We start from the raw sequence: 19,999 nt of genomic DNA, 5'->3' as shown, positions 1-19,999 counted from the left end.
GGTTAATCCAAATGGCTTGTTGTGCATGAAACCCTGTGGTGAGGGGATTTATCCCCGATGGACTGCGCAGCAGTCCCCTGCATTTGATTTTAAAAGCGGGGCCGCTACGCGACCCATCGGGGATAAATCCCCTCGCCACAGGGTTCACTCCAGTACTTGATCCCAAGGTGTGCTGGAGGTTTGCGTTTACAGGGTCAAGGTCAGTCGGCTCACCAGCGCCCCCGGCAACAACGCCGACGAGGTATTGCGCTGGCTATACGTGCTCGCCGACAGCAGCAACTCGCGCTCGGCGGTCAACGCTTCCAGCTGCGAACCCAGCAGGCTGTAGGCGCTGTCGTCGAAGCGCATGGTGCTGACCGGCGCCTGAATCTCGCCGTTCTCGACCCAGAAAGTTGCGAAGCGGGTCATGCCGGTCAGACGCGCCGCCGGTTGATCCGAGTAGTTCAGGTACCACAGATTGCTAATGTACAGCCCGGTGCCCAACTGCTTGAGGATCTCTGCCTGTGACAGATCACCGGCCGCCATGTTCAGCGCACTCGGCATTTCACCGCCGCCGGCGCCGTTGGCGGTCAGGCCGTATTCGGCGGCACTGCGCGAACCGACCAGTTGATCGCCAGCCTTGCCTTCGACGATCAGTCGCAGATCACTGCGCGGATAACCCTCGCCGGAGAACGCCGGGCTCAACGAACCGCTGACTTGCTCATCCAGTGAGACCAGCGGACTGAACGTCTGATCACCGACATACAGCTTCTGCAACGGACTGCTTTTGCTGGCAATCGATTGCGCCGAGAAACCGCCCCAGCTGAGCATGCCCATGATTTCCTCCAGCGCGGCCGGCGCCAGGTAGGCGCGGTATTGCCCCGGTGGCAGAGTGCGCAACGGTCGACCGAGGAACGCCAGTTGCTCGCGCGCCTGCTGGAAGCGGCGGGCGAAGCCTTCGCTACTCCACTCGTGCCCGGCGTAGCTGGCTTTCACTGCTTCGCCATTGTCGTGGAACAGGCTGAAGTCGAAGTTGAAGCTGTTGGCCTGATGCCAGCCGAACGCCCCGGAGGAGCTGGCGAAACCGCGGCTGATCGGGCCGGCAGCATAGAAGCCGACCAGATCCAGACCTTCAGCAGCGCTGCAGATTTCCTCGACCACTTGTTCGGTGTCCGGCAGCGGATGTTCCTGCACGTTGTTGCTCTGCCAGCCATTGTGGTTGAGCAGCAGGTACGGATCCTGTGGCAGCAACGGCAGGGTTTCGCGCAGTTGTTGCAGGCCTTCGGCGAGGCGTTGCAGATCGGCTTCCTGATCACCGGACAGGGTGATGTGCAGGTCGGCGTGGCGGCCGTCGTTGATCAGCTTCAGCCCGACGTCGGCTTGCTGCACCTGGCCGGCCTGACGCACCTTGGCGTGATTGAAGCGCACGAACGCCGAGGATTCGGCGGCGTAGCTGAGGGTGAATTGTTCCGGCTCGCGCACGCTGTCGCGCAGCCAATTGACCATGACCTTGAAGGCGTCGGACTGACTCTTCGAAATGCTCATCAGGCGTCTCCCCCAAACACATCAACGTTGCTGAATACGCAGGCCGGCGAAGCGTGGCCGACGCGGATCACCTGGTTCGGCTCGCCCTTGCCGCAGTTTGGCGTGCCCAGCACCTTACGGGTGCCGGCATTGCCGACCGCGCGCAGACTCTTCCAGAAGTGCGCGGAAATGCCCCGGTAGTTCGGATTTTTCACCACACCTTTAAGTTCACCGTTCTCGATCAACTGACCCCACTCGCAACCGAACTGGAATTTGTTGCGCGCATCGTCAATCGACCACGAACGGTTGGTGCTCATCAGAATGCCGTGCTCGATGCCGCTGATCAGTTGCGTCAGCGACTGATCGCCCGGCTCGATGTTGAGGTTGGCCATGCGGTCGATCGGCGGCCGGTTCCAGCCGCAGGCGCGGCTGTTGGCAACCCCGTCGAGACCGGCACGGAACTGTGACAGCGCCCCGCCCAGTGGCCGCAACAACAAGCCTTCGCGAATCAGGAATTGTTTGCTGGCCTTGCTGCCGTCGTCATCGTGGCCGTAACTGGCCAGCTCTTCGGGAATGTCCGGATCGAAGGTCACGTTGAGCAGCTTCGAACCGTATTGCAGGCTGCCGAAGTCGCTGGTTTTGACGAAGCTGGTGCCGGCGTAGTTGCGCTCGTCACCGAGAATCCGGTCCAGCTCCAGCGGGTGCCCGATCGACTCGTGGATCTGCAGCATCATCTGGTCCGGCATCAGCAACAGATCGCGCGGGCCTTGCGGGGTGTTCGGCGCGAGCAACAGTTGCAGGGCCTGATCGGCCACTTGTGGGCCGGCGCCGACCAGGCCGCAACGGCTGATCACGTCGGCGCCACCTTGCTGGCCGAAGTTTTCGCGGCCGAGGGAGCGGGTCTGGCTGTCGTTGCCGTCGTAGGCAGTGACGTCGAGACTTGGATAAACGAAGCGTTGGGCTTGGCGTAATTCGGCACCGGCGCTGCTCAGGTAGATCTGCTCGACGTAGGTGATGCCGATGCTCGCCTGCCAATTCACCAGGCGCTCATCCTTTGGCACCGAGGCGGACTCCGCGCCGAGCAGTTCGAAGCATTCGCTCAGGGACGGGAAGGGTTGTTCGAGGTTGGGCGACAAGTAATCAGCGCGATCGCTCGACACTGGCTGATCGCGCAGATCGAGCAAGGCGTGCGGCTTGAGTCGCCGGGCCTGCTGTTCTGCGCGTTCGAGGGCGGCTTGCAGGCCTTGCTGCGACAGGTCGTTGGTCGCCGCATAGGATTCAACGCCGTTGACCCGCACAGTAAGCATCGCGCCTTCGTCGCGGCTCAGGCTCGGCGGTTCGGCGACGTTCTTGCGCACCGACAGGTACTGGCCGGACTCGCGCACATACCGCAGGGAAAAAAACTCGGCGCCCGTGCGCAAGGCAGCGAAGCGCTGCTTGAGCTGGGGGTGGAAATCGAACATTCGGGAACCTCCTTGTTATGGGGTTGCGGGGTGAAGCGATTCGGCGGGGAGGGGTGAAACGATTGCGCGAGGTCTAGAGTAGGCCTGCGTGGGGGTAGGATCAAGTGAAGAGGGGGTGTAGGAGGATTTACTGTGCAGCAGGGGGGAGGGGTATTGAATTGCAGGGCCTCATCGCGAGCAGGCTCACTCCTACAGTTAATCTCCAGTGTCCACATAATGTGTGGTCGCTGGAGATCCTTGTAGGAGTGAGCCTGCTCGCGATTAGCCGTGACGCGGTATTACGTCTTACTGAGCAGCCGGGGTGATATCACGCATCGGCTTGCCCTTCACCGGCGCACCGCCAGCAACGTAGTAGGCAGCATTGCTACGCGGCAGTGGCTTGCGGCCACGGATCTTGTCGGCGATTTTCTCGGCGATCATGATCGTCGGCGCGTTCAGGTTACCGGTGGTGATGATCGGCATGATCGAAGCATCGACCACACGCAGGCTCTGCATGCCGTGCACGCGACCTTCGCCATCCACTACGGCCATCTCGTCGGTGCCCATCTTGCACGAGCAGGACGGGTGGAACGCGGTTTCGGCGTGCTCGCGGATGAACTTGTCCAGCTGCTCATCGGTTTGCACTTCGATGCCTGGGCTGATTTCGCGGCCACGGAAGGCGTCCAGCGCAGGCTGTTGCATGATTTCGCGGGTCAGGCGGATGCCGTCACGGAATTCCTGCCAGTCCTGCTCGGTGGCCATGTAGTTGAACAGGATGCTCGGGTGCTGGCGCGGATCCTTGGACTTCAACTGGATGCGGCCACGGCTCGGCGAACGCATGGAACCCATGTGCGCCTGGAAGCCGTGCTCTTTCACACCGTTGCTGCCGTTGTAGTTAATCGCTACCGGCAGGAAGTGGTACTGGATGTTCGGCCACTCGAATTCCGGACGGGAACGAATGAAACCGCCGGCTTCGAACTGGTTGCTGGCGCCGATGCCGGTGCCATTGAACAGCCACTCGGCACCGATGGCTGGCTGGTTGTACCAGAGCAGCGACGGGTACAGCGAGACCGGTTGGGTGCAAGCGTATTGCAGGTACAGCTCAAGGTGATCCTGCAGGTTTTCACCGACGCCCGGCAGGTCATGAACCACCGGGATGTCGAGGCTTTCCAGCAGTTTTGCCGGGCCGACGCCGGAGCGCTGCAGAATCTGCGGCGAAGCGATGGCGCCGGAGCACAGCAGGACTTCTTTGCGTGCCTTGGCTTCAACGCGCTCTTCCGCCGAACCGACCAGGTAACGCACGCCGACCGCACGCTTGCCTTCGAACAGAATCTTGTCGGTCAGGGCGTGGGTGACGATGGTCAGGGTCGAACGCTTTTTCGCGACGTCGAGGTAGCCACGGGCGGTGGAAGCACGACGGCCGTTCGGCGTCACGGTGCGATCCATCGGGCCGAAGCCTTCCTGCTGGTAGCCGTTCAAGTCTTCGGTGCGCGGGTAACCGGCCTGCACGCCGGCTTCAACCATGGCGTGGAACAGCGGGTTGTTGCCCGCCTTCGGCGTGGTCACGCTGACCGGGCCGTCGCCACCGTGGTAGTCGTTCGGGCCGATGTCGCGGGTTTCCGCTTTACGGAAGTACGGCAGGCAGTCGAGGTACGACCAGTCTTCCAGACCTGGCAGTTTCGCCCAGCCGTCGTAGTCCATGGCGTTGCCACGGATGTAGCACATGCCGTTGATCAGCGAGGAGCCGCCGAGGCCCTTGCCGCGACCGCACTCCATCCGGCGACCGTCCATGTGTGGCTCCGGATCGGTTTCGTACGCCCAGTTGTAGCGACGACCTTGCAGCGGGAATGCCAGCGCGGCCGGCATTTGTGTGCGGAAGTCAAAACGGTAGTCCGGGCCGCCTGCTTCGAGCAGCAGCACGGTGACGCCTTCGTCTTCAGTCAGACGGGTCGCCAGGGTGTTACCGGCCGAGCCGGCACCGATGATGATGTAATCGAATTCTTGGGACATTGAATGCACCCTCTTTAGATGTGGTCAGGCTGCCGAGTGGCCACTTTCTGTGGCGAGGGAGCTTGCTCCCGCTCGACTGCGAAGCAGTCGCAGAACCTGCGACCGAGCTCTGTCTGGATGAGCGCGGTGTCTGCAGTTGGGGCCGCTGCGCAGCCCAGCGGGAGCAAGCTCCCTCGCCACAAGGGCCCCAACTTCAGAGTTGCGTCAGATCAGAACACCGAGACGTAATCGCCCAGCTCGACCTGTACCGATTTGATGCGTGTGTAGTTGGTCAGCGAGCTGATGCCGTTTTCACGACCCACGCCCGACTGCTTGTAACCGCCCACCGGCATCTTCGCGTCGGACTCGCCCCAGGCGTTGATCCAGCAGATACCGGCTTCCAGTTGATGAATCACGCGGTGCGCGCGGTTCAGGTCTTTGGTGACGATACCGGCGGCCAGGCCGAAGTCGGTGTCGTTGGCGCGGCGGATTACTTCCTCTTCGGTCTCGTAGGACAGGATCGCCATCACCGGGCCAAAGATTTCTTCACGGACGATGGTCATCTCGTCGGTGCAGTCGGTGAACACGGTCGGCGCGACAAATGCACCTTTGGCGAATTCGCCGTCGGTCAGACGCTCGCCGCCGCACAGCACGCGGGCACCTTCTTCTTTACCCTTGGCGATGTAACCCAGCACGCTTTCCATGTGGGCGAAGCTGACCAGCGGGCCGAAGTTGGTGTTTTCGTCTTCCGGGTTGCCGATGCGGATGCGCGCTACGCGCTCGACGATCTTGGCTTCGAAAGCGGCTTTCAGGTGGCTCGGTACGAATACGCGAGTACCGTTGGTGCAGACCTGACCGGAGCTGTAGAAGTTGGCCATCATCGCGGTGTCGGCGGCGCGATCGAGGTCGGCGTCGTCGCAGATGATCAGCGGCGACTTGCCGCCCAGTTCCATGGTCACGTCTTTCAGCGACGAAGCCGAAGCGCTGGCCATGACTTTCTTGCCGGTGTCGGTGCCGCCGGTGAAGGAGACTTTTTCGATGCGCGGGTGCTCGGTCAGCCAGGTGCCGACTTCACGGCCGCTGCCGGTCAGTACGTTGAACACGCCGTTCGGCAGACCGGCTTCGGTGTAGATCTCGGCCAGTTTCAGGGTGGTCAGCGAGGTGACTTCGCTTGGCTTGAAGATCATTGCGTTACCGGCGGCCAGGGCCGGTGCGGATTTCCACAAAGCGATCTGGATCGGGTAGTTCCACGCGCCGATACCGGCAACCACGCCCAGTGGCTCGCGACGGGTGTAGACGAAGGAAGTGTCGCGCAGCGGAATCTGCTCGCCTTCGATCGCCGGCACCAAGCCTGCGTAGTATTCCAGCACGTCGGCGCCGGTGACGATGTCGACGTATTTGGTTTCGGAGAAGGCTTTACCGGTGTCCAGGGTTTCCAGAGCAGCCAACTCATCGTTGCGCTCGCGCAGGATGTCGACGGCGCGACGCAGGATGCGCGAACGCTCCATGGCGGTCATCGCGGCCCAGATTTTCTGGCCCTTTTCAGCGCTGACCACAGCACGCTCGACGTCTTCCTTGGTCGCACGTTGCACTTGGGCGAGGACTTCACCGTTCGCCGGGTTGATGGCTTCGAAAGTGGCATCGCTGCCAGCGTCGGAGTACGCGCCATCGATGTAGAGTTTTTGCAGTTCGAAACGGGCCATAGTGTCCTCGCAAGTGCATTAGTGGTTGGCGTTGACCATCGCGGTGGTGCTGCGATGGCGGTTCAGGGGCCGAGCGTTTTCTGTGTGCTCTAACTCACCTGCTTGGCCAATTGGAAATCCATGTATTCGTAAGCGATCTGTTGCGCCTGCACCGTGTCGAAAGCGTCTCCCGACAGCGCGCCGCGCAACCACAAGCCGTCAATCAACGCTGCCAGTCCACGCGCGGCGCTGCGCGCATCTTCGAGCGGCAGCACACGGCGGAACTCGCAGCACAGGTTGGAATACAGACGGTGATCGTTGATCCGCTGCAACCTGTGCAAAGACGGCTGGTGCATGCTGGTGGCCCAGAAGGCCAGCCAGGTTTTCATTGCCGGGCCATTGACCTGGCTGGCGTCGAAGTTGCCTTCGATGATCACCTGCAGATGCGCCCGTGGGCTGCTGTCTGCCAGCGCCTGTCGGCGCGCGGTGACGTTCTCGCTGAGGACATTCATCAGATACCGCATCGTGGCGGCGATCAGGCCGTTCTTGTCCTGAAAGTAGTGACTGATGATGCCATTCGAGACACCGGCCAAACGGGCGATCAGCGCAATGCTGGCGTCCCCCATACCGACCTGATCGACCGCTTGCAACGTGGCTTCGATCAGTTGTTGGCGGCGGATGGGTTGCATACCGACCTTGGGCATCTTGCACATCTCCTTAGGCCTTCCAAAGGGCGATAAACGCCTATCGGATTGAGGGCCAGTCTATTTTGTTTTGATTGAACGTTCAATCAACAAAGAATAAGATCTGCGACAAATCGTCGCTGCCTACAGATTTTTTCTGCTTGTAAATGGCGATAAAACGACATCCGAAAATGCTTGAAACCTGCGTGGGGCATGGCGCGGTTCGCTGTTCGATGGACGTGTTGAATGGGCAAGACGCTCGGGGCCAGGTTTCGGATGAACGTCCGCACAGCTTTGGCCACGAAAGCGATTCGCAACGCCATTTCGGCAGGTTCGGGCTTTTTTCGGGGTGTCTTTATATCACCCGCCGGTCGGCTGCCAACTAACCGATTGGTCGGGTTCCGTGTTGCCTTGTGTTCTTCTCTCGCACTGCCTGGAGCATTTGTGCCATGAGTTCTGCCTCGCTAATAAAGACCCCGCCCGAGAAGGTGACGGTCAACGGTTGGGTGTTTTACACCTCTACCGCGTTGATTCTGTTGTTGACCGCCATTCTGATCATCGCCCCGCAAGAGGCCGGCAGAATGTTGGGTATGGCTCAGGCCTGGTTGTCGCGCAGCTTCGGCTGGTACTACATGGTGGTGATCGCCGCTTACCTGGTGTTTGTGGTGGGCCTGGCGTTTTCCTCGTACGGCAAACTCAAACTGGGCAGCAAGGACGACACCCCGGATTTCAGCTACGGCGCCTGGGCGGGGATGCTGTTCTCGTCGGGTATCGGTATTTCGCTGCTGTACTTCGGCGCGTCCGAGCCGCTGGACCACTACTTCAATCCGCCGGAAGGCGCAGCGGCCACCAACCTGGCCGCGCGTCAGGCGGTGCAACTGACTTTCCTGCATTGGGGCCTGCACGGCTGGGCGATTTATGCGCTGGTCGGTCTGGCTGTGGCGTACTTCGCTTACCGTCATAACCAGCCATTGGCATTGCGCTCGGCGCTGTATCCGCTGGTCGGTGAGCGTTGGGTCAAAGGCGCGGCCGGTCACGCGGTGGACGGCTTCGGCATGTTCGTGACCCTGCTGGGCCTGGTGACCAACCTGGGGATCGGCTCGCTGCAAGTGTCCTCCGGCCTGGAAAACCTGTTCGGCATGGAACACAGCAACACCAACCTGCTGATCGTGATCATCGTGATGAGCACCGTGGCGACCATCGCTGCCGTGTCCGGTGTGGAAAACGGCATCCGTCGTCTGTCCAACCTGAACATCGTGCTGTTCAGCGGCCTGCTGATTTTCGTCCTGTTGTTCGGCCCGACCTTGCACTTGCTCAACGGCTTCGTGCAGAACATCGGCGACTACCTTAACGGCGTGGTGCTGAAGACCTTCGACCTGTACGTCTACGAAGGCGACAACGCCAAGTCCGACCGCTGGCTGGGCCTGTGGACGCTGTTCTACTGGGCCTGGTGGATTTCCTGGGCGCCATTCGTCGGCATGTTCATCGCGCGTATTTCCCGTGGTCGTACCGTGCGTGAACTGGTGGCCGGCGTGCTGCTGATTCCGCTGGGCTTCACGTTGGCGTGGCTGTCGATCTTCGGTAACTCGGCACTGGATCTGGTGATGAACCAGGGGGCGGTGGAACTCGGCAAGACGGCGCTGGAACAGCCGTCGATGGCGATCTACCAGTTGCTGGAACACTACCCGGCGTCGAAAGTCGTTATCGGTGTGTCGATCTTCGTGGGTTTCGTGCTGTTCCTGACTCCGGCCGACTCCGGCGCGGTGATGATGGCGAATCTGTCCTGCAAGGGCGGCAACGTTGATGAAGATGCGCCGCACTGGCTGCGGATCTTCTGGTCGGTGGTGATCACACTGGTGACCATCGGTCTGCTGTTCGCCGGTAACTTCGAAGCCATGCAAACCATGGTGGTGCTGGCCGGTCTGCCGTTCTCGGTGGTGCTGGTGTTCTTCATGTTCGGTTTGCACAAGGCCATGCGCCAGGACGTGCAGATCGAAAAGGAGCAGGCGCAACTGGCTGAGCGCGGTCGTCGTGGTTTCAGCGAGCGTCTGACGCAACTGGACCTGCAACCGAGCCAATCGGTGGTGCAGCGTTTCATGGACAAGCAGGTCAGCCCGGCGCTGGAAGACGCTGCTGCACAAATGCGGGCACAGGGCCTGGAAGTGCAGACGCTGTTGGGCAAATCCAAGCGTTGCATGGGCGTGCGCATCGAGATGGAAGAGGGCAACCCTTTCGTCTACGAAGTGAGCCTGGACGGCTACCTGGCGAACCCAACCGAATCGGCCCAGTCCGATGAAGCGCGCCAGCGTTACTACCGCGCCGAGGTGTATTTGCACAACGGCAGCCAGGACTACGACCTGATGGGCTTCACGCAGGATCAGATCACACGCGATGTGCTCGATCAGTTTGAAAGCCATCGGCAGCTCCTTGGCCGGGTGTATAGCTAAGTTGCAGGTGGTGCGGTGTTTCTGTCTGATGCACCGCGCCGCATTCTTCGCGAGCAAGCCCGCTCCCACATTTGATCGCATTCCCCTGTCTTGACTCGGTCACCTGTGGGAGCGGGCTTGCTCGCGAAGGGGCCATCAGCCCCAACGCTGAACGCCCTGTATACCAACAAACAAAAACGCCGCGATCCTCTCGCGGCGTTTTTGTGTCCGGGGTTCTTACCCCAGGTTCTTGCCCAGCAACGCGTGATACAGCTCGCTGTCGCCAAGAATCCCCACCACATGGTTGTTGTCGTGCAGCACCAGTTTGTTACCGGTCTGGTAGCGAATCTGCAGCGCGTCGCGCATGCCGATGTTCGAGTCCACCAGGGTCGGCTTGCGCTCCAGCGCTTCCACCGCTTGCCCCGGTGCCCAGTTCTGCAGGTTCAGCACCGAACCGTTCTGCCGCGCGCCCTTGATCGTGTTGCCTTCGGCCAGGTCCAGCCACGAGTCGCCGCCCGGGTCGAGGCACACCGAACCGTTGATGCGTTTGCAGTTGTCCAGCGTGCGCATCAGGCTGCGGCCACACAGGACGTTGAGCGGGTTGGTGTGAGCGACGAAGGTGCGCACATAGTCGTCCGCCGGATTGAGCACGATTTCTTCCGGCACGCTGTACTGGATGATCCGGCCGTCCTTCATGATCGCGATGCGGCTACCCAGTTTGAGCGCCTCGTCGAGGTCGTGACTCACGAACACGATGGTCTTGCTGAGCTTGCGTTGCAGTTCCAGCAGTTCGTCCTGCAGGCCCTGGCGGATCAGCGGGTCGAGGGCCGAGAACGGTTCGTCCATCAGCAGAATGTCGGCGTCCATCGCCAGCGCCCGGGCCAGGCCCACACGCTGCTGCATGCCGCCGGAGAGTTCATCGGGCTTCTTGTTGCGCCATTGGGTCAGACCCACCAGTTCGAGCTTGTCGTCGACCAGCTTACGGCGTTCCTTTTCCGGTCGGCCCTGCATTTCCAGACCGAAACTGATGTTCTCGCGCACCGTCAGCCACGGCATCAGGGCGAACTTCTGGAACACCATGGCGATGCGTTTGGTGCGCATCATTTTCAGTTCGGCCGGCGTGCAGGAAGCGATATCGATCTGCTTGCCTTCGTGTTCGACGAACAGCTTGCCGCGACTCACGGTGTTGAGGCCGTTGATACAACGCAGCAGGCTCGACTTGCCGGAGCCGGACAGGCCCATCAGTACGCAGATCTCGCCTTTGTTGATGTCCAGGCTGGCCTTTTCCACGCCGACAATCTGCCCGGTTTTTTTCAGGATCTCGCTGCGGGTCAAGCCTTGATCGAGAAGTTTCAGTGCTTCGCGCGGATCCTTGGTGAAGATCACGTCAACGTTATCGAAGCGAATTATGCTCATGCGTCACCCCCTACTTTGGCGTCGGGTTGTTTGCAGATACGGTCGAGCATGATCGCCAGCAGTACGATCGCCAGGCCCGCTTCGAAGCCCAGGGCGATATCAGCAGTGTTCAGTGCGTTGACCACCGGTTTGCCGAGTCCGTCGGCGCCCACCAGTGCCGCGATCACCACCATCGACAGCGACAGCATGATGCACTGGGTGATGCCGGCAGCAATGCTCGGCATGGCGTGAGGCAGTTCGATCCGTGAGAGCAATTGGCGACGCGAGCAGCCGAAGGCCTTGCCGGCGTCCATCAGTTCTTGCGGGACATCGCGGATGCCCAGATAGGTCAGGCGGATCGGCGCAGCGATGGCGAACACCACCGTGGAGATCAGGCCCGGCACCACACCCAGCCCGAAGAGGGTCAGGGTCGGAATGAGGTAAACGAAGGTCGGTACGGTCTGCATCAGATCGAGTACCGGGCGCATCACCGTGTAGAACATCGGCTTGTGCGCGGCGACGATGCCCAGCGGCACGCCGATGACCACGCAGACCAGGGTTGCGAACATCACCTGGGCGAGGGTTTCCATGGTCTCCTGCCAGTACCCCAGATTGAGGATCAGCAGAAAGGAGGCGACCACAAACGCGGTCAGGCCCCACTTGCGTTGAATCAGATGGGCGATGATTGCAATCAGGCCAATCAAGACCAGTGGGTTGAACCAGGTCAGCGCAAACGTCACGCCGTGGATCATCGTTTCCAGTGTCACGGCGATTGCGTCGAAGGTGTTGGCGCCGTGTTGCGTCAACCATTCAACGAAGCCCGCGATGTACTGGCCTAAAGGGATTTTCTGATCAATCAGCATGGTAGTGAACGTCCGCATGCAAGGAATAAACAGCCCGGGCGAGCGAACTCGCCCGGCGTAAGGCAATTACTGTGCGAGCTTGGCTTTCACGGCCTCCAGGCCTGGTTTACCGTCAATGGTGGTCACGCCAGCGAGCCAGGTATCGAGCACCTGTGGGTTCTTTTTCAGCCAGGCCTTGGCGGCCGCGTCAGGCTTCATCTTGTCGTCGAGGATGTTGCCCATCAGGGTACTTTCCATGTCGACGGTGAACTCCAGGTTTTTCAGCAACTGACCGACGTTGCTGCATTCGGTGGTGTAACCCTTGCGGGTGTTGGTCGCCACCGTTGCAGCACCGAAATCGGGGCCGAAGAAGTCATCGCCGCCGGTCAGGTATTGAATCTTGAAGCGCTTGTTCATCGGGTGCGGCGCCCAGCCGAGGAAGACCACGGCGGTGTCGCGTTTCTGCGCGCGGTCGACCTGCGAGAGCATGCCCGCTTCGGACGATTCGACGACTTTGAAACCCGCGTCCTTGAGGCCGAAAGCGTTCTTGTCGATCATGCTCTGGATCAGGCGGTTGCCGTCGTTGCCAGGCTCGATGCCGTAGATCTTGCCATCGAGCTCTTTCTTGAATTTGGCGATGTCGGCGAAGTCATGCAGCCCCTTGTCGTACAGGGCTTGCGGTACGGCGAGGGTGTACTTGGCACCCTTGAGGTTGGTGCGTACCACTTCGACGGTGCCGGCATCGCGGTAGGCCTTGATGTCGTTTTCCATGGTCGGCATCCAGTTACCGAGGAACACGTCCATGTTCTTGCCGTCGGCCAGCGACTTGTACGTCACGGGCACGGAAATCATGGTGGTCTTGGTCTTGTAGCCGAGGGCGTTGAGCACCACTGAGGTGGTGGCGGTTGTTGCAGTGATGTCGGTCCAGCCGACATCGGAGAAGTTAACGGTACTGCACTGCGCCGGTTCTGCGGCTTGAGCCAGTAACGGCAGACTCAGCATGGCGGCCAACAACAACGACGGGGAACCTTTCATGGATGGACTCCTTGGTGTTTTTTTTGGCAGTGTTCCGACTGAGGACCACCGCACTTATAGGTTGCGGTTGGATGGCGTTCTGGAGACAGCTCTACCACGGCGCCTTGCAATCGAGTCATAACGATCATGTACCAGTGAAAATCTGACGCCTACAGGGTGGGTCGTATCCAGTACAGGGATGGTCGCATCCAGTGTCAGTGACGTCGTTTACAGCTTTTTTCTACCCGGTTTGGCCATCTGAACCGCATAAAAACGGCGAAAACGCGGGAGGAAACCGGCACGGCGTTGGTGGGCATGAGTGCGTCGGTGTCAGACGCCGAGCGACCTGACAAAAGCCTGATGATGCGGGCATTCCGGCGGATCGCAGCTTGAGCGTAGCAGCTCCGCCAGCGGGCGCTTAACGCCCGGGAACGGCATCCTCAGGAGCTCTGCAGCAATGGCTATCAGCGTTTTCGACCTGTTCAAAATCGGCATCGGCCCGTCCAGTTCCCATACCGTCGGCCCGATGCGCGCCGCCGCCCTGTTTGTCGAATCGCTGCGCGACCGGCACCTGCTCGAACAGGTACGGCGTATAGAAGTGCAACTGTTCGGCTCGCTGTCGGCTACCGGCATCGGGCACGGCAGCGACAACGCGGTGATCATGGGTCTGATGGGCGAGTGGCCGGACGCAATCGACCCGTCGCAGATCGGCCCGCGCATTCAGGCGCTGCGTGAAACTCACACGCTGTTATTGGATGGTCGCCTGTCGGTGCCGTTTGTCTGGGCCCGCGACATGCGCCTGATCGACGAAAACCTGCCGTTCCACCCCAACGCCATGACCCTGATTGCCGAAGGCGATCACGGCGAGATTCATCGCGACACCTACTATTCGGTCGGTGGCGGTTTTGTCGTGGATCAAACGCAGGCATCCAGCGGTGTGGTCGATCTGGATCGCACCGAATTGCCTTATGACTTTTCCAGCGCGGTGGAACTGCTGCAGCTGTGCCAAAAGAACAACCTGCGTGTCGCCGAATTGATGATGGCCAACGAAAAGGTCTGGCGCAGCGAGGAGGAAATCCGTGCCGGGCTGATGAAGCTGTGGCGGGCGATGCAGGATTGCGTCGAGCAGGGCCTCAAGCACGAAGGCATCCTCCCCGGTGGCCTCAATGTGCGTCGCCGTGCAGCCAAGTTGCATCGCAGCTTGCAGGAATTGAACAAGCCCAATGTGATCGGCTCGACCCTCAGTGCCATGGAGTGGGTCAACCTGTTTGCTCTCGCGGTCAATGAAGAGAACGCGGCCGGCGGGCGCATGGTCACGGCGCCGACCAATGGCGCGGCGGGGATCATCCCGGCGGTGTTGCACTACTTTATGAAGTTCAGCGAAGCGGTCACCGACGCCAACGTTGTCGACTATTTCCTCGGTGCGGCGGCGGTAGGGATTCTGTGCAAGAAGAACGCTTCGATCTCGGGTGCCGAAGTCGGTTGCCAGGGCGAAGTCGGCTCGGCCTGCGCGATGGCAGCCGCAGGGCTGGCGGAGATTCTCGGCGCGACGCCGGAGCAATTGTGCAACGCCGCGGAAATCGGCCTGGAACACAACCTCGGCCTGACCTGCGATCCGGTGGGTGGGCTGGTGCAGGTGCCGTGCATCGAGCGCAATGCGATTGCCGCGGTGAAAGCGATCAACGCGGCGCAGATGGCCCTGCGCGGCGATGGCCAGCACTTCATCTCGCTGGACCGGGTGATCCGCACCATGCGTGATACCGGCGCGGATATGCATGACAAATATAAAGAGACCTCGCGGGGTGGGTTGGCGGTTAGTGCGGTTGAGTGCTGAGACCGTGTCGCTCCCATCGCGAGCAGGCTCACTCCTACACTTGGAATGCGTTCCCCTGTAGGAGTGAGCCTGCTCGCGATAGCGCCAGACCAGTCAAAACTGCGCGCTAAGTGAACACAACAAAACAATCACGCCACCTTTTAGCGCGTCGCAATCAGATAAGAGCCTTTCCCACTCGAAGTACGACATTCGCACCCCCTGCCGTCCGTCACCCGTGCTTGCGGTGACACTCTGAAACAACTGCGCGCAAGCCCGTTCCCACAAGTGCTACCGATCTGCTCACAGGCAGCGGGGCAGGGCTCTCTGCGCCGCTGATGGCACTTCGAAACACCCTGTGTCCGACGTCTTGAATAGACACGTCGCGACGTCGTTTTCAGGAGTTATTGAACAGCCATTCAATTTTAGGCATGGCAATTGCTCTGTCATAACAAAGCCCGTCTCCCACGCGAGAACGCCGGCAATAACAAGAGCCTCCGCCTGAGGCCATCACCCGCTTTGTGTGAGGAGATACCGCGATGACGTCGTTCAACTCCGGGGCCCAACCCCAGAACCGTGCGCCTCAATCCATCGGCTTTCTGCTGCTGGACAATTTCACGCTGATTTCTCTGGCCTCCGCAGTCGAGCCCCTGCGCATGGCCAACCAATTGTCCGGTCGTGAGCTGTATCGCTGGAGCACTCTTACCGTCGATGGCGGCCAGGTGTGGGCCAGTGACGGTCTGCAAATCACCCCCGATGCCTCCATGCACAAAGCCCCGCCCCTGGACACCGTGATCGTCTGCGGCGGGATCGGCATTCAACGCACCGTGACCCGTGAACACGTGTCATGGCTGCAGAGCCAGGCCCGTCAGTCCAAGCGTCTGGGCGCCGTGTGCACCGGCAGCTGGGCTTTGGCTTGCGCCGGTCTGCTCGACGGTTTCGATTGCAGCGTGCACTGGGAATGTCTGGCGGCGATGCAGGAAGCTTTCCCGCGCGTGGCGATGAGCACCCGACTGTTCACCCTCGACCGTAACCGTTTCACCAGCTCCGGCGGCACCGCGCCACTGGACATGATGTTGCATCTGATCAGCCGCGATCACGGCCGTGAACTGTCCGCCGCGATCTCGGAAATGTTCGTCTACGAGCGCATCCGCAACGAGCAGGATCACCAGCGCGTGCCGCTCAAGCACATGCTCGGCACCAATCAGCCGAAACTGCAGGAAATCGTCGCGCTGATGGAAGCCAATCTGGAAGAGCCGATCGACCTCGACGAACTGGCGGTGTACGTCGCCGTGTCGCGTCGCCAGCTGGAGCGGCTGTTCCAGAAATATCTGCACTGCTCGCCGTCGCGCTACTACCTCAAGCTGCGCCTGATTCGCGCGCGGCAACTGCTCAAGCAGACGCCGATGTCGATCATCGAAGTTGCGTCGGTGTGCGGTTTCGTCTCGACGCCGCACTTCTCCAAGTGCTACCGCGAATACTTCGGCATTCCGCCGCGTGACGAACGCGTAGGCTCCAACACCACGCAGCAAGTAGCGATGCTGCCGCTGCCGCAGGCGATCGTGATGTCGCCGCTGTCGGGACCAATGTCGGCGTTGAGTCAGGCGCGTAATGAGTCGACGTTTGCCAGCGTAAGGTTGTAAAGCAAAAGATCGCAGCCTGCGGCAGCTCCTACAGGGGATCGAATTTCAACTGTAGGAGCTGCCGCAGGCTGCGATCTTTTGATCTTCTGTCAGGCGCTATGGTTTTGCTGGTAATCCGCCAACGCCGGCAACAACTGCTTGTCGATCGCCTGGCGCACTGCAGGCTGGATACTGGCGCCGCTGGTGTACATGTCCTTGACCATCTTGCGCAATTCAAACGCGCGAACATTGTCCAGACCACGCACCGCACACTCACAGGCCTGCTCGGCGGTCGAACCGCTCGGCACCTGAAACCCCAACGCCTTTAGCTGGCCCAACAAGTCTTCCTGATCGATCAAATCGGCATACATCATGGCGCGCTTCCTTCTTCGGCAACGGAGGTCGTGACTCGATTCTGGTGGGCATGTGGAGGCACGGCAAGGGCGATTTGTCGCAGTGGCCGCGACGGCTATGAACAGGTCGTTTTCGGCTAACTCACCGCCCGGGGGAGTCGGCACACTGACCTCAGCTCGCTACAGACGGTTTGGTCACCCTCGACTGGCAGCTCCTCAACAGTACCCTCTGCCCCGATCCTGTCACGGCTTGTATCGGGGCTTTTTTTGGCTGTGAATCCGGGAGCGATGTGTGGTTGGCTCTGACGCCTTCGCGAGCAAGCCCGCTCCCACATTTGAAATGCGTTCCAGTGTGGGAGCGAGCTTGCTCGCGAAGAACGATGACGCGGTTTACCTTTGCAACACCAGAATCCGCGACAACAACTCATCCCGATCGATGTAGCAGCCCTGAAAATGCCGCGCCCCGGTCGCCGGGTCAAACGCATTGCGCGCATGCAGCGTCCGCCGATTATCAAAGCACCACAGCTCACCCGGATTAAGCCGCTGCATCACCCTGAACCTTACCTCTCGGGTCATCGCAATCAACCGCCGATAGGCCCGATACAGCAGCGGCATCTGCTCCACCGATGTATCGAACGCCCCGCGCAGAAAGTTCGCCATGCGCACCTCGGCGACTCGCCCCAACGCGTCCAGCGCAATGATCGGCGCCAGGCTGCGATAGTCGCTGTGGCGATCCTTGTTGCGGAATTCCACGGGGATTTCGCACAGCGCCTGGAACAGCTCCGGTGCTTCCTGACGCAAAGCATCGGCAATCGCAAAACCGTCGACGAAAATACTCTCGCCACCCTCGGCGTCATTCACCAGGCAATGCAGAAATTGCAATCCCGGTTGCAGCTCGCGAGTCGGCAAGTCGGTGTGCAGCGGCAGGTTGAAAGCGGTGTAGGCGTTGCTGTCGGCATCGGCTTTGGACTGCACGTTGAACAGCACGCCGAAGTTGCTCTCGCGGATGAACGAAATGCGCTGGGCGATCAGCTTCAGCGAACCCGGTTCGGTGGGCACGCCGCGCACCTGAGTCAGGCCGATATCGCGCACCGCAATCAGCCATTGCAGCAGTGCGCCGTTGTCGTTCATCAGCGCTGAATATTCGAATACCGGTAGCTGCAAATTGCTGCGCCACAGATAGGGCTGGGGTTTGGCCGCCAGACGTTCGGCGCGGGACTCGTCGTCATAGGCGTGCGCACGCAGCCAGCCCGGATCGAAGCGACTGCGATGGCCATCCTGCCAGTCAATCAGCAGACAGCCGTCGCTGTCGATGTGCGCGTGGGCGGGGACGAGATCCGGGGTAGCATCGACGATCTCGAATACCTGCTCGCGGGTGACGTTGTAGACGCACTGCTCGCACGGGCAGTTGTCCCGCAACCAGACATGATGAAACGGACTGATGCGGCCATCGGCCCAGGCAAGCGAAACGCGATCCGTCAGGTTCTGCACGCCGCTCAGCGCGCTGATCAACGGATAAGTACGGAAATCGGCAACAGCGGCAGCGGTGTGCATGGCGGCTCCTTGCGTGGGAGGAATTAGCGGGCGGGTGGCAGGGCGATGACGCGGCCGATGTAAGCCGGGGCGGGCAAGTCGACTTGCTCTAAAACGATGGCTTGCAGGCGGCTCAAGGTGTCCGGGGTGAACGGCGCGGAACGTGGGCCGGCGAGGTCGACGTGCAGCAGCATCTGTTCGTTGCCGGCCAGTTCCTTGTCGTCGCCCGCCAGGTGCAGGCTGTGATAGAGGTGCAGGCGTTTGCTGTCGTGACCGATGATCTGCGTGCGCACTTCGACCTCGGCGTCGAGCTTCACTTCGTGCAGGTAATTCAGATGCAGTTCGAGGGTGAACAACGAGTGGCCGCTGGCTTCGCGGTTGTTGCTGTCCATGCCGAGACGGTCCATCAGGGCGTCGGTGGCGTAACTGAAGATCAGCAGGTAGAAGGCGTCGCGCAGATGGCCGTTGTAGTCGACCCAGTCGGGGATGATTCTGGTTTGGTAGGTGGTGAGAGTGGGCATGGTGTCAGATCCAACATTAATAGTGACTGGGCGGCCGTCTTCGCGAGCAAGCCCGCTCCCACATTGGAATGCGGTCACCTGTGGGAGCGGGCTTGCTCGCGAAGGGGCCGGAACTGCTGAGCAAGGATTACTCGCTGAAACTCATCCCGTGCTTTTCCTTGGTGGTCTTCACCGCCTCCAGCACCGCCAGCAGGCAGTCATCACGATAGCGCTCCAGCGCCGCAATGCTGTGGCGGCCGAGCTGATTACTGGTGCCATCGACCACATCGTCGATCAGCTTGTCGGTCAGTTCCGGCGCGGGCAGATAAGTCCACGGCAACTGCAACGCCGGGCCGAACTGCGACATGAAGTGACGCATCCCGGCATCACCACCGGCCAGCGTATAGGTCAGGAACGTGCCCATGAACGACCAGCGCAACCCGGCGCCAAAACGGATTGCGTCGTCGATCTCGCCAGTGGTCGCCACCCCGTCATTGACCAGGTGCAGCGCCTCGCGCCACAGCGCTTCGAGCAGACGGTCAGCGATGAACCCCGGCACTTCCTTGCGCACATGCAACGGGCGCATGCCGAGGGATTCGTAGACTTTCATCGCCGCTTGCACAGCTTGCGGCGCGGTGTTCTTGCCGCCGACCACTTCCACCAGCGGCAGCAGGTAAACCGGGTTGAACGGGTGACCGACCACACAGCGTTCAGGGTGGGTCGAACTCTCGTAGAACTCGCTCGGCAGCAGCCCGGAAGTGCTCGATCCGATCAAGGCATTGGGCTTGGCCGCTGCGCTGATTTTGCTGTGCAGATCGAGTTTCAGCTCGAGGCGTTCCGGGGCGCTCTCCTGGATGAAATCGGCGTCGCGCACGCATTCTTCGATGGTCGCGACAAAGCGCAGACGCTCCTGCGAAGCGCCGGGCGCCAGACCGTTTTTCTCCAACGCGCCCCAGGCATTCGCCACGCGTTTGCGCAGCGCGGCTTCAGCGCCAGGCGCCGGGTCCCAGGCCACCACGTCGAGGCCATGGGCGAGGGCGCGAGCGACCCAGCCGCTGCCGATGACACCGCTGCCGAGGGCGGCGAAGGTTTTGATCTCGGTGATAAAGCTCATGGTGATTTCCTGAATTTGGCACAAAAAACTGTGGGAGCGGGCTTGCTCGCGAAGAGGCCGGTACATACGACGCATCTTTATGGGCAGAGCC

General features: G+C 60.8%; 15 protein-coding genes. 3 read left to right on the top strand and 12 right to left on the bottom strand.

Translation table 11 applies throughout. The features are described 5' to 3' along the window. Positions 1-186 precede the first annotated feature (186 nt). The 5 genes from CKW11_RS10645 to betI form a co-directional block, all read right to left on the bottom strand. The gene (locus tag CKW11_RS10645; protein ID WP_095137486.1) at positions 187-1,524 is read right to left on the bottom strand and encodes a TldD/PmbA family protein; all 1,338 of its coding nucleotides are present in this window, start codon (positions 1,522-1,524) and stop codon (positions 187-189) included. Beyond that, positions 1,524-2,966, bottom strand: a complete 1,443-nt coding sequence (locus CKW11_RS10640; RefSeq protein WP_095137485.1) for a TldD/PmbA family protein — start codon at positions 2,964-2,966, stop codon at positions 1,524-1,526. The genes CKW11_RS10645 and CKW11_RS10640 overlap by 1 nt, the downstream gene beginning before the upstream one ends. Before the next feature lie 285 nt (positions 2,967-3,251). Continuing rightward, the gene (gene betA, locus CKW11_RS10635) at positions 3,252-4,955 is read right to left on the bottom strand and encodes a choline dehydrogenase (protein WP_095137484.1); all 1,704 of its coding nucleotides are present in this window, start codon (positions 4,953-4,955) and stop codon (positions 3,252-3,254) included. Between the two features lie 209 nt (positions 4,956-5,164). Then, on the bottom strand, positions 5,165-6,637 hold the full coding sequence (betB, locus tag CKW11_RS10630; RefSeq protein ID WP_027610639.1) for a betaine-aldehyde dehydrogenase: 1,473 nt from the start codon (positions 6,635-6,637) through the stop codon (positions 5,165-5,167). Positions 6,638-6,726: 89 nt separating this feature from the next. Then, positions 6,727-7,320, bottom strand: a complete 594-nt coding sequence (gene betI, locus CKW11_RS10625) for a transcriptional regulator BetI (RefSeq protein ID WP_095137483.1) — start codon at positions 7,318-7,320, stop codon at positions 6,727-6,729. Positions 7,321-7,748: 428 nt separating this feature from the next. Here betI and betT point away from each other — a divergent pair, with 428 nt between their 5' ends. Beyond that, a complete protein-coding gene (gene betT, locus CKW11_RS10620) occupies positions 7,749-9,746 on the top strand; it encodes a choline BCCT transporter BetT (RefSeq protein WP_095137482.1) in 1,998 nt (665 codons plus the stop codon). 216 nt (positions 9,747-9,962) lie between these two features. Here the strand turns inward: betT and choV are convergent, their stop codons facing one another. From choV to CKW11_RS10605, 3 genes are all read right to left on the bottom strand, one after another. After that, positions 9,963-11,141 (bottom strand): choline ABC transporter ATP-binding protein, encoded by a 1,179-nt coding sequence (gene choV, locus CKW11_RS10615; protein ID WP_007962646.1) that lies wholly within the window; start codon positions 11,139-11,141, stop codon positions 9,963-9,965. After that, positions 11,138-11,983, bottom strand: a complete 846-nt coding sequence (gene choW / locus CKW11_RS10610) for a choline ABC transporter permease subunit (RefSeq protein WP_095121426.1) — start codon at positions 11,981-11,983, stop codon at positions 11,138-11,140. Before choW ends, choV begins: the two co-directional genes overlap by 4 nt. Before the next feature lie 66 nt (positions 11,984-12,049). Further along, complete coding sequence (locus tag CKW11_RS10605) at positions 12,050-12,997, bottom strand: choline ABC transporter substrate-binding protein (protein ID WP_095137481.1); 948 nt, start codon at positions 12,995-12,997, stop codon at positions 12,050-12,052. Positions 12,998-13,433: 436 nt separating this feature from the next. Between CKW11_RS10605 and CKW11_RS10600 the strand changes: the two genes are divergently transcribed. After that, positions 13,434-14,810 carry an L-serine ammonia-lyase gene (locus CKW11_RS10600; protein ID WP_095137480.1) on the top strand — a complete coding sequence of 459 codons (1,377 nt, stop codon included), beginning with the start codon at positions 13,434-13,436 and terminating at the stop codon, positions 14,808-14,810. A gap of 515 nt (positions 14,811-15,325) precedes the next feature. Beyond that, complete coding sequence (locus tag CKW11_RS10595; protein WP_007949927.1) at positions 15,326-16,429, top strand: GlxA family transcriptional regulator; 1,104 nt, start codon at positions 15,326-15,328, stop codon at positions 16,427-16,429. An 89-nt stretch (positions 16,430-16,518) separates the two neighbouring features. Here the strand turns inward: CKW11_RS10595 and CKW11_RS10590 are convergent, their stop codons facing one another. The 4 genes from CKW11_RS10590 to CKW11_RS10570 form a co-directional block, all read right to left on the bottom strand. Then, positions 16,519-16,782, bottom strand: a complete 264-nt coding sequence (locus CKW11_RS10590) for a hypothetical protein (RefSeq protein ID WP_095137811.1) — start codon at positions 16,780-16,782, stop codon at positions 16,519-16,521. A gap of 369 nt (positions 16,783-17,151) precedes the next feature. Continuing rightward, positions 17,152-18,315 (bottom strand): gamma-butyrobetaine dioxygenase, encoded by a 1,164-nt coding sequence (locus CKW11_RS10580; protein ID WP_095137479.1) that lies wholly within the window; start codon positions 18,313-18,315, stop codon positions 17,152-17,154. A gap of 23 nt (positions 18,316-18,338) precedes the next feature. Next, positions 18,339-18,815, bottom strand: coding sequence for a thioesterase family protein (locus CKW11_RS10575; protein ID WP_095137478.1), 477 nt, complete (start codon positions 18,813-18,815; stop codon positions 18,339-18,341). Positions 18,816-18,942: 127 nt separating this feature from the next. Beyond that, positions 18,943-19,908, bottom strand: coding sequence for an L-carnitine dehydrogenase (locus CKW11_RS10570; RefSeq protein WP_095137477.1), 966 nt, complete (start codon positions 19,906-19,908; stop codon positions 18,943-18,945). Between the last annotated feature and the right edge of the window lie 91 nt (positions 19,909-19,999).

It is taken from the genome of Pseudomonas sp. Irchel s3a10, from assembly GCF_900187525.1.
Taxonomy (GTDB): Bacteria; Pseudomonadota; Gammaproteobacteria; order Pseudomonadales; family Pseudomonadaceae; genus Aquipseudomonas; species Aquipseudomonas koreensis_G.
Note: the sequence above shows the minus strand (reverse complement) of the source record. Positions and strands in the feature narration are given on the sequence as shown.

Bases quoted from the DNA above. Each gene is read 5' to 3' on its own strand.
- CKW11_RS10590 (WP_095137811.1), bottom strand. From the start codon at position 16,782: ATGATGTATGCCGATTTGATCGATCAGGAAGACTTGTTGGGCCAGCTA.
- betA (WP_095137484.1), bottom strand. From the start codon at position 4,955: ATGTCCCAAGAATTCGATTACATCATCATCGGTGCCGGCTCGGCCGGT.
- betT (WP_095137482.1), top strand. From the start codon at position 7,749: ATGAGTTCTGCCTCGCTAATAAAGACCCCGCCCGAGAAGGTGACGGTC.
- CKW11_RS10645 (WP_095137486.1), bottom strand. From the start codon at position 1,524: ATGAGCATTTCGAAGAGTCAGTCCGACGCCTTCAAGGTCATGGTCAAT.
- betI (WP_095137483.1), bottom strand. From the start codon at position 7,320: ATGCCCAAGGTCGGTATGCAACCCATCCGCCGCCAACAACTGATCGAA.
- CKW11_RS10570 (WP_095137477.1), bottom strand. From the start codon at position 19,908: ATGAGCTTTATCACCGAGATCAAAACCTTCGCCGCCCTCGGCAGCGGT.
- CKW11_RS10595 (WP_007949927.1), top strand. From the start codon at position 15,326: ATGACGTCGTTCAACTCCGGGGCCCAACCCCAGAACCGTGCGCCTCAA.
- CKW11_RS10640 (WP_095137485.1), bottom strand. From the start codon at position 2,966: ATGTTCGATTTCCACCCCCAGCTCAAGCAGCGCTTCGCTGCCTTGCGC.
- betB (WP_027610639.1), bottom strand. From the start codon at position 6,637: ATGGCCCGTTTCGAACTGCAAAAACTCTACATCGATGGCGCGTACTCC.
- CKW11_RS10600 (WP_095137480.1), top strand. From the start codon at position 13,434: ATGGCTATCAGCGTTTTCGACCTGTTCAAAATCGGCATCGGCCCGTCC.
- CKW11_RS10575 (WP_095137478.1), bottom strand. From the start codon at position 18,815: ATGCCCACTCTCACCACCTACCAAACCAGAATCATCCCCGACTGGGTC.
- CKW11_RS10580 (WP_095137479.1), bottom strand. From the start codon at position 18,315: ATGCACACCGCTGCCGCTGTTGCCGATTTCCGTACTTATCCGTTGATC.
- CKW11_RS10605 (WP_095137481.1), bottom strand. From the start codon at position 12,997: ATGAAAGGTTCCCCGTCGTTGTTGTTGGCCGCCATGCTGAGTCTGCCG.
- choV (WP_007962646.1), bottom strand. From the start codon at position 11,141: ATGAGCATAATTCGCTTCGATAACGTTGACGTGATCTTCACCAAGGAT.
- choW (WP_095121426.1), bottom strand. From the start codon at position 11,983: ATGCTGATTGATCAGAAAATCCCTTTAGGCCAGTACATCGCGGGCTTC.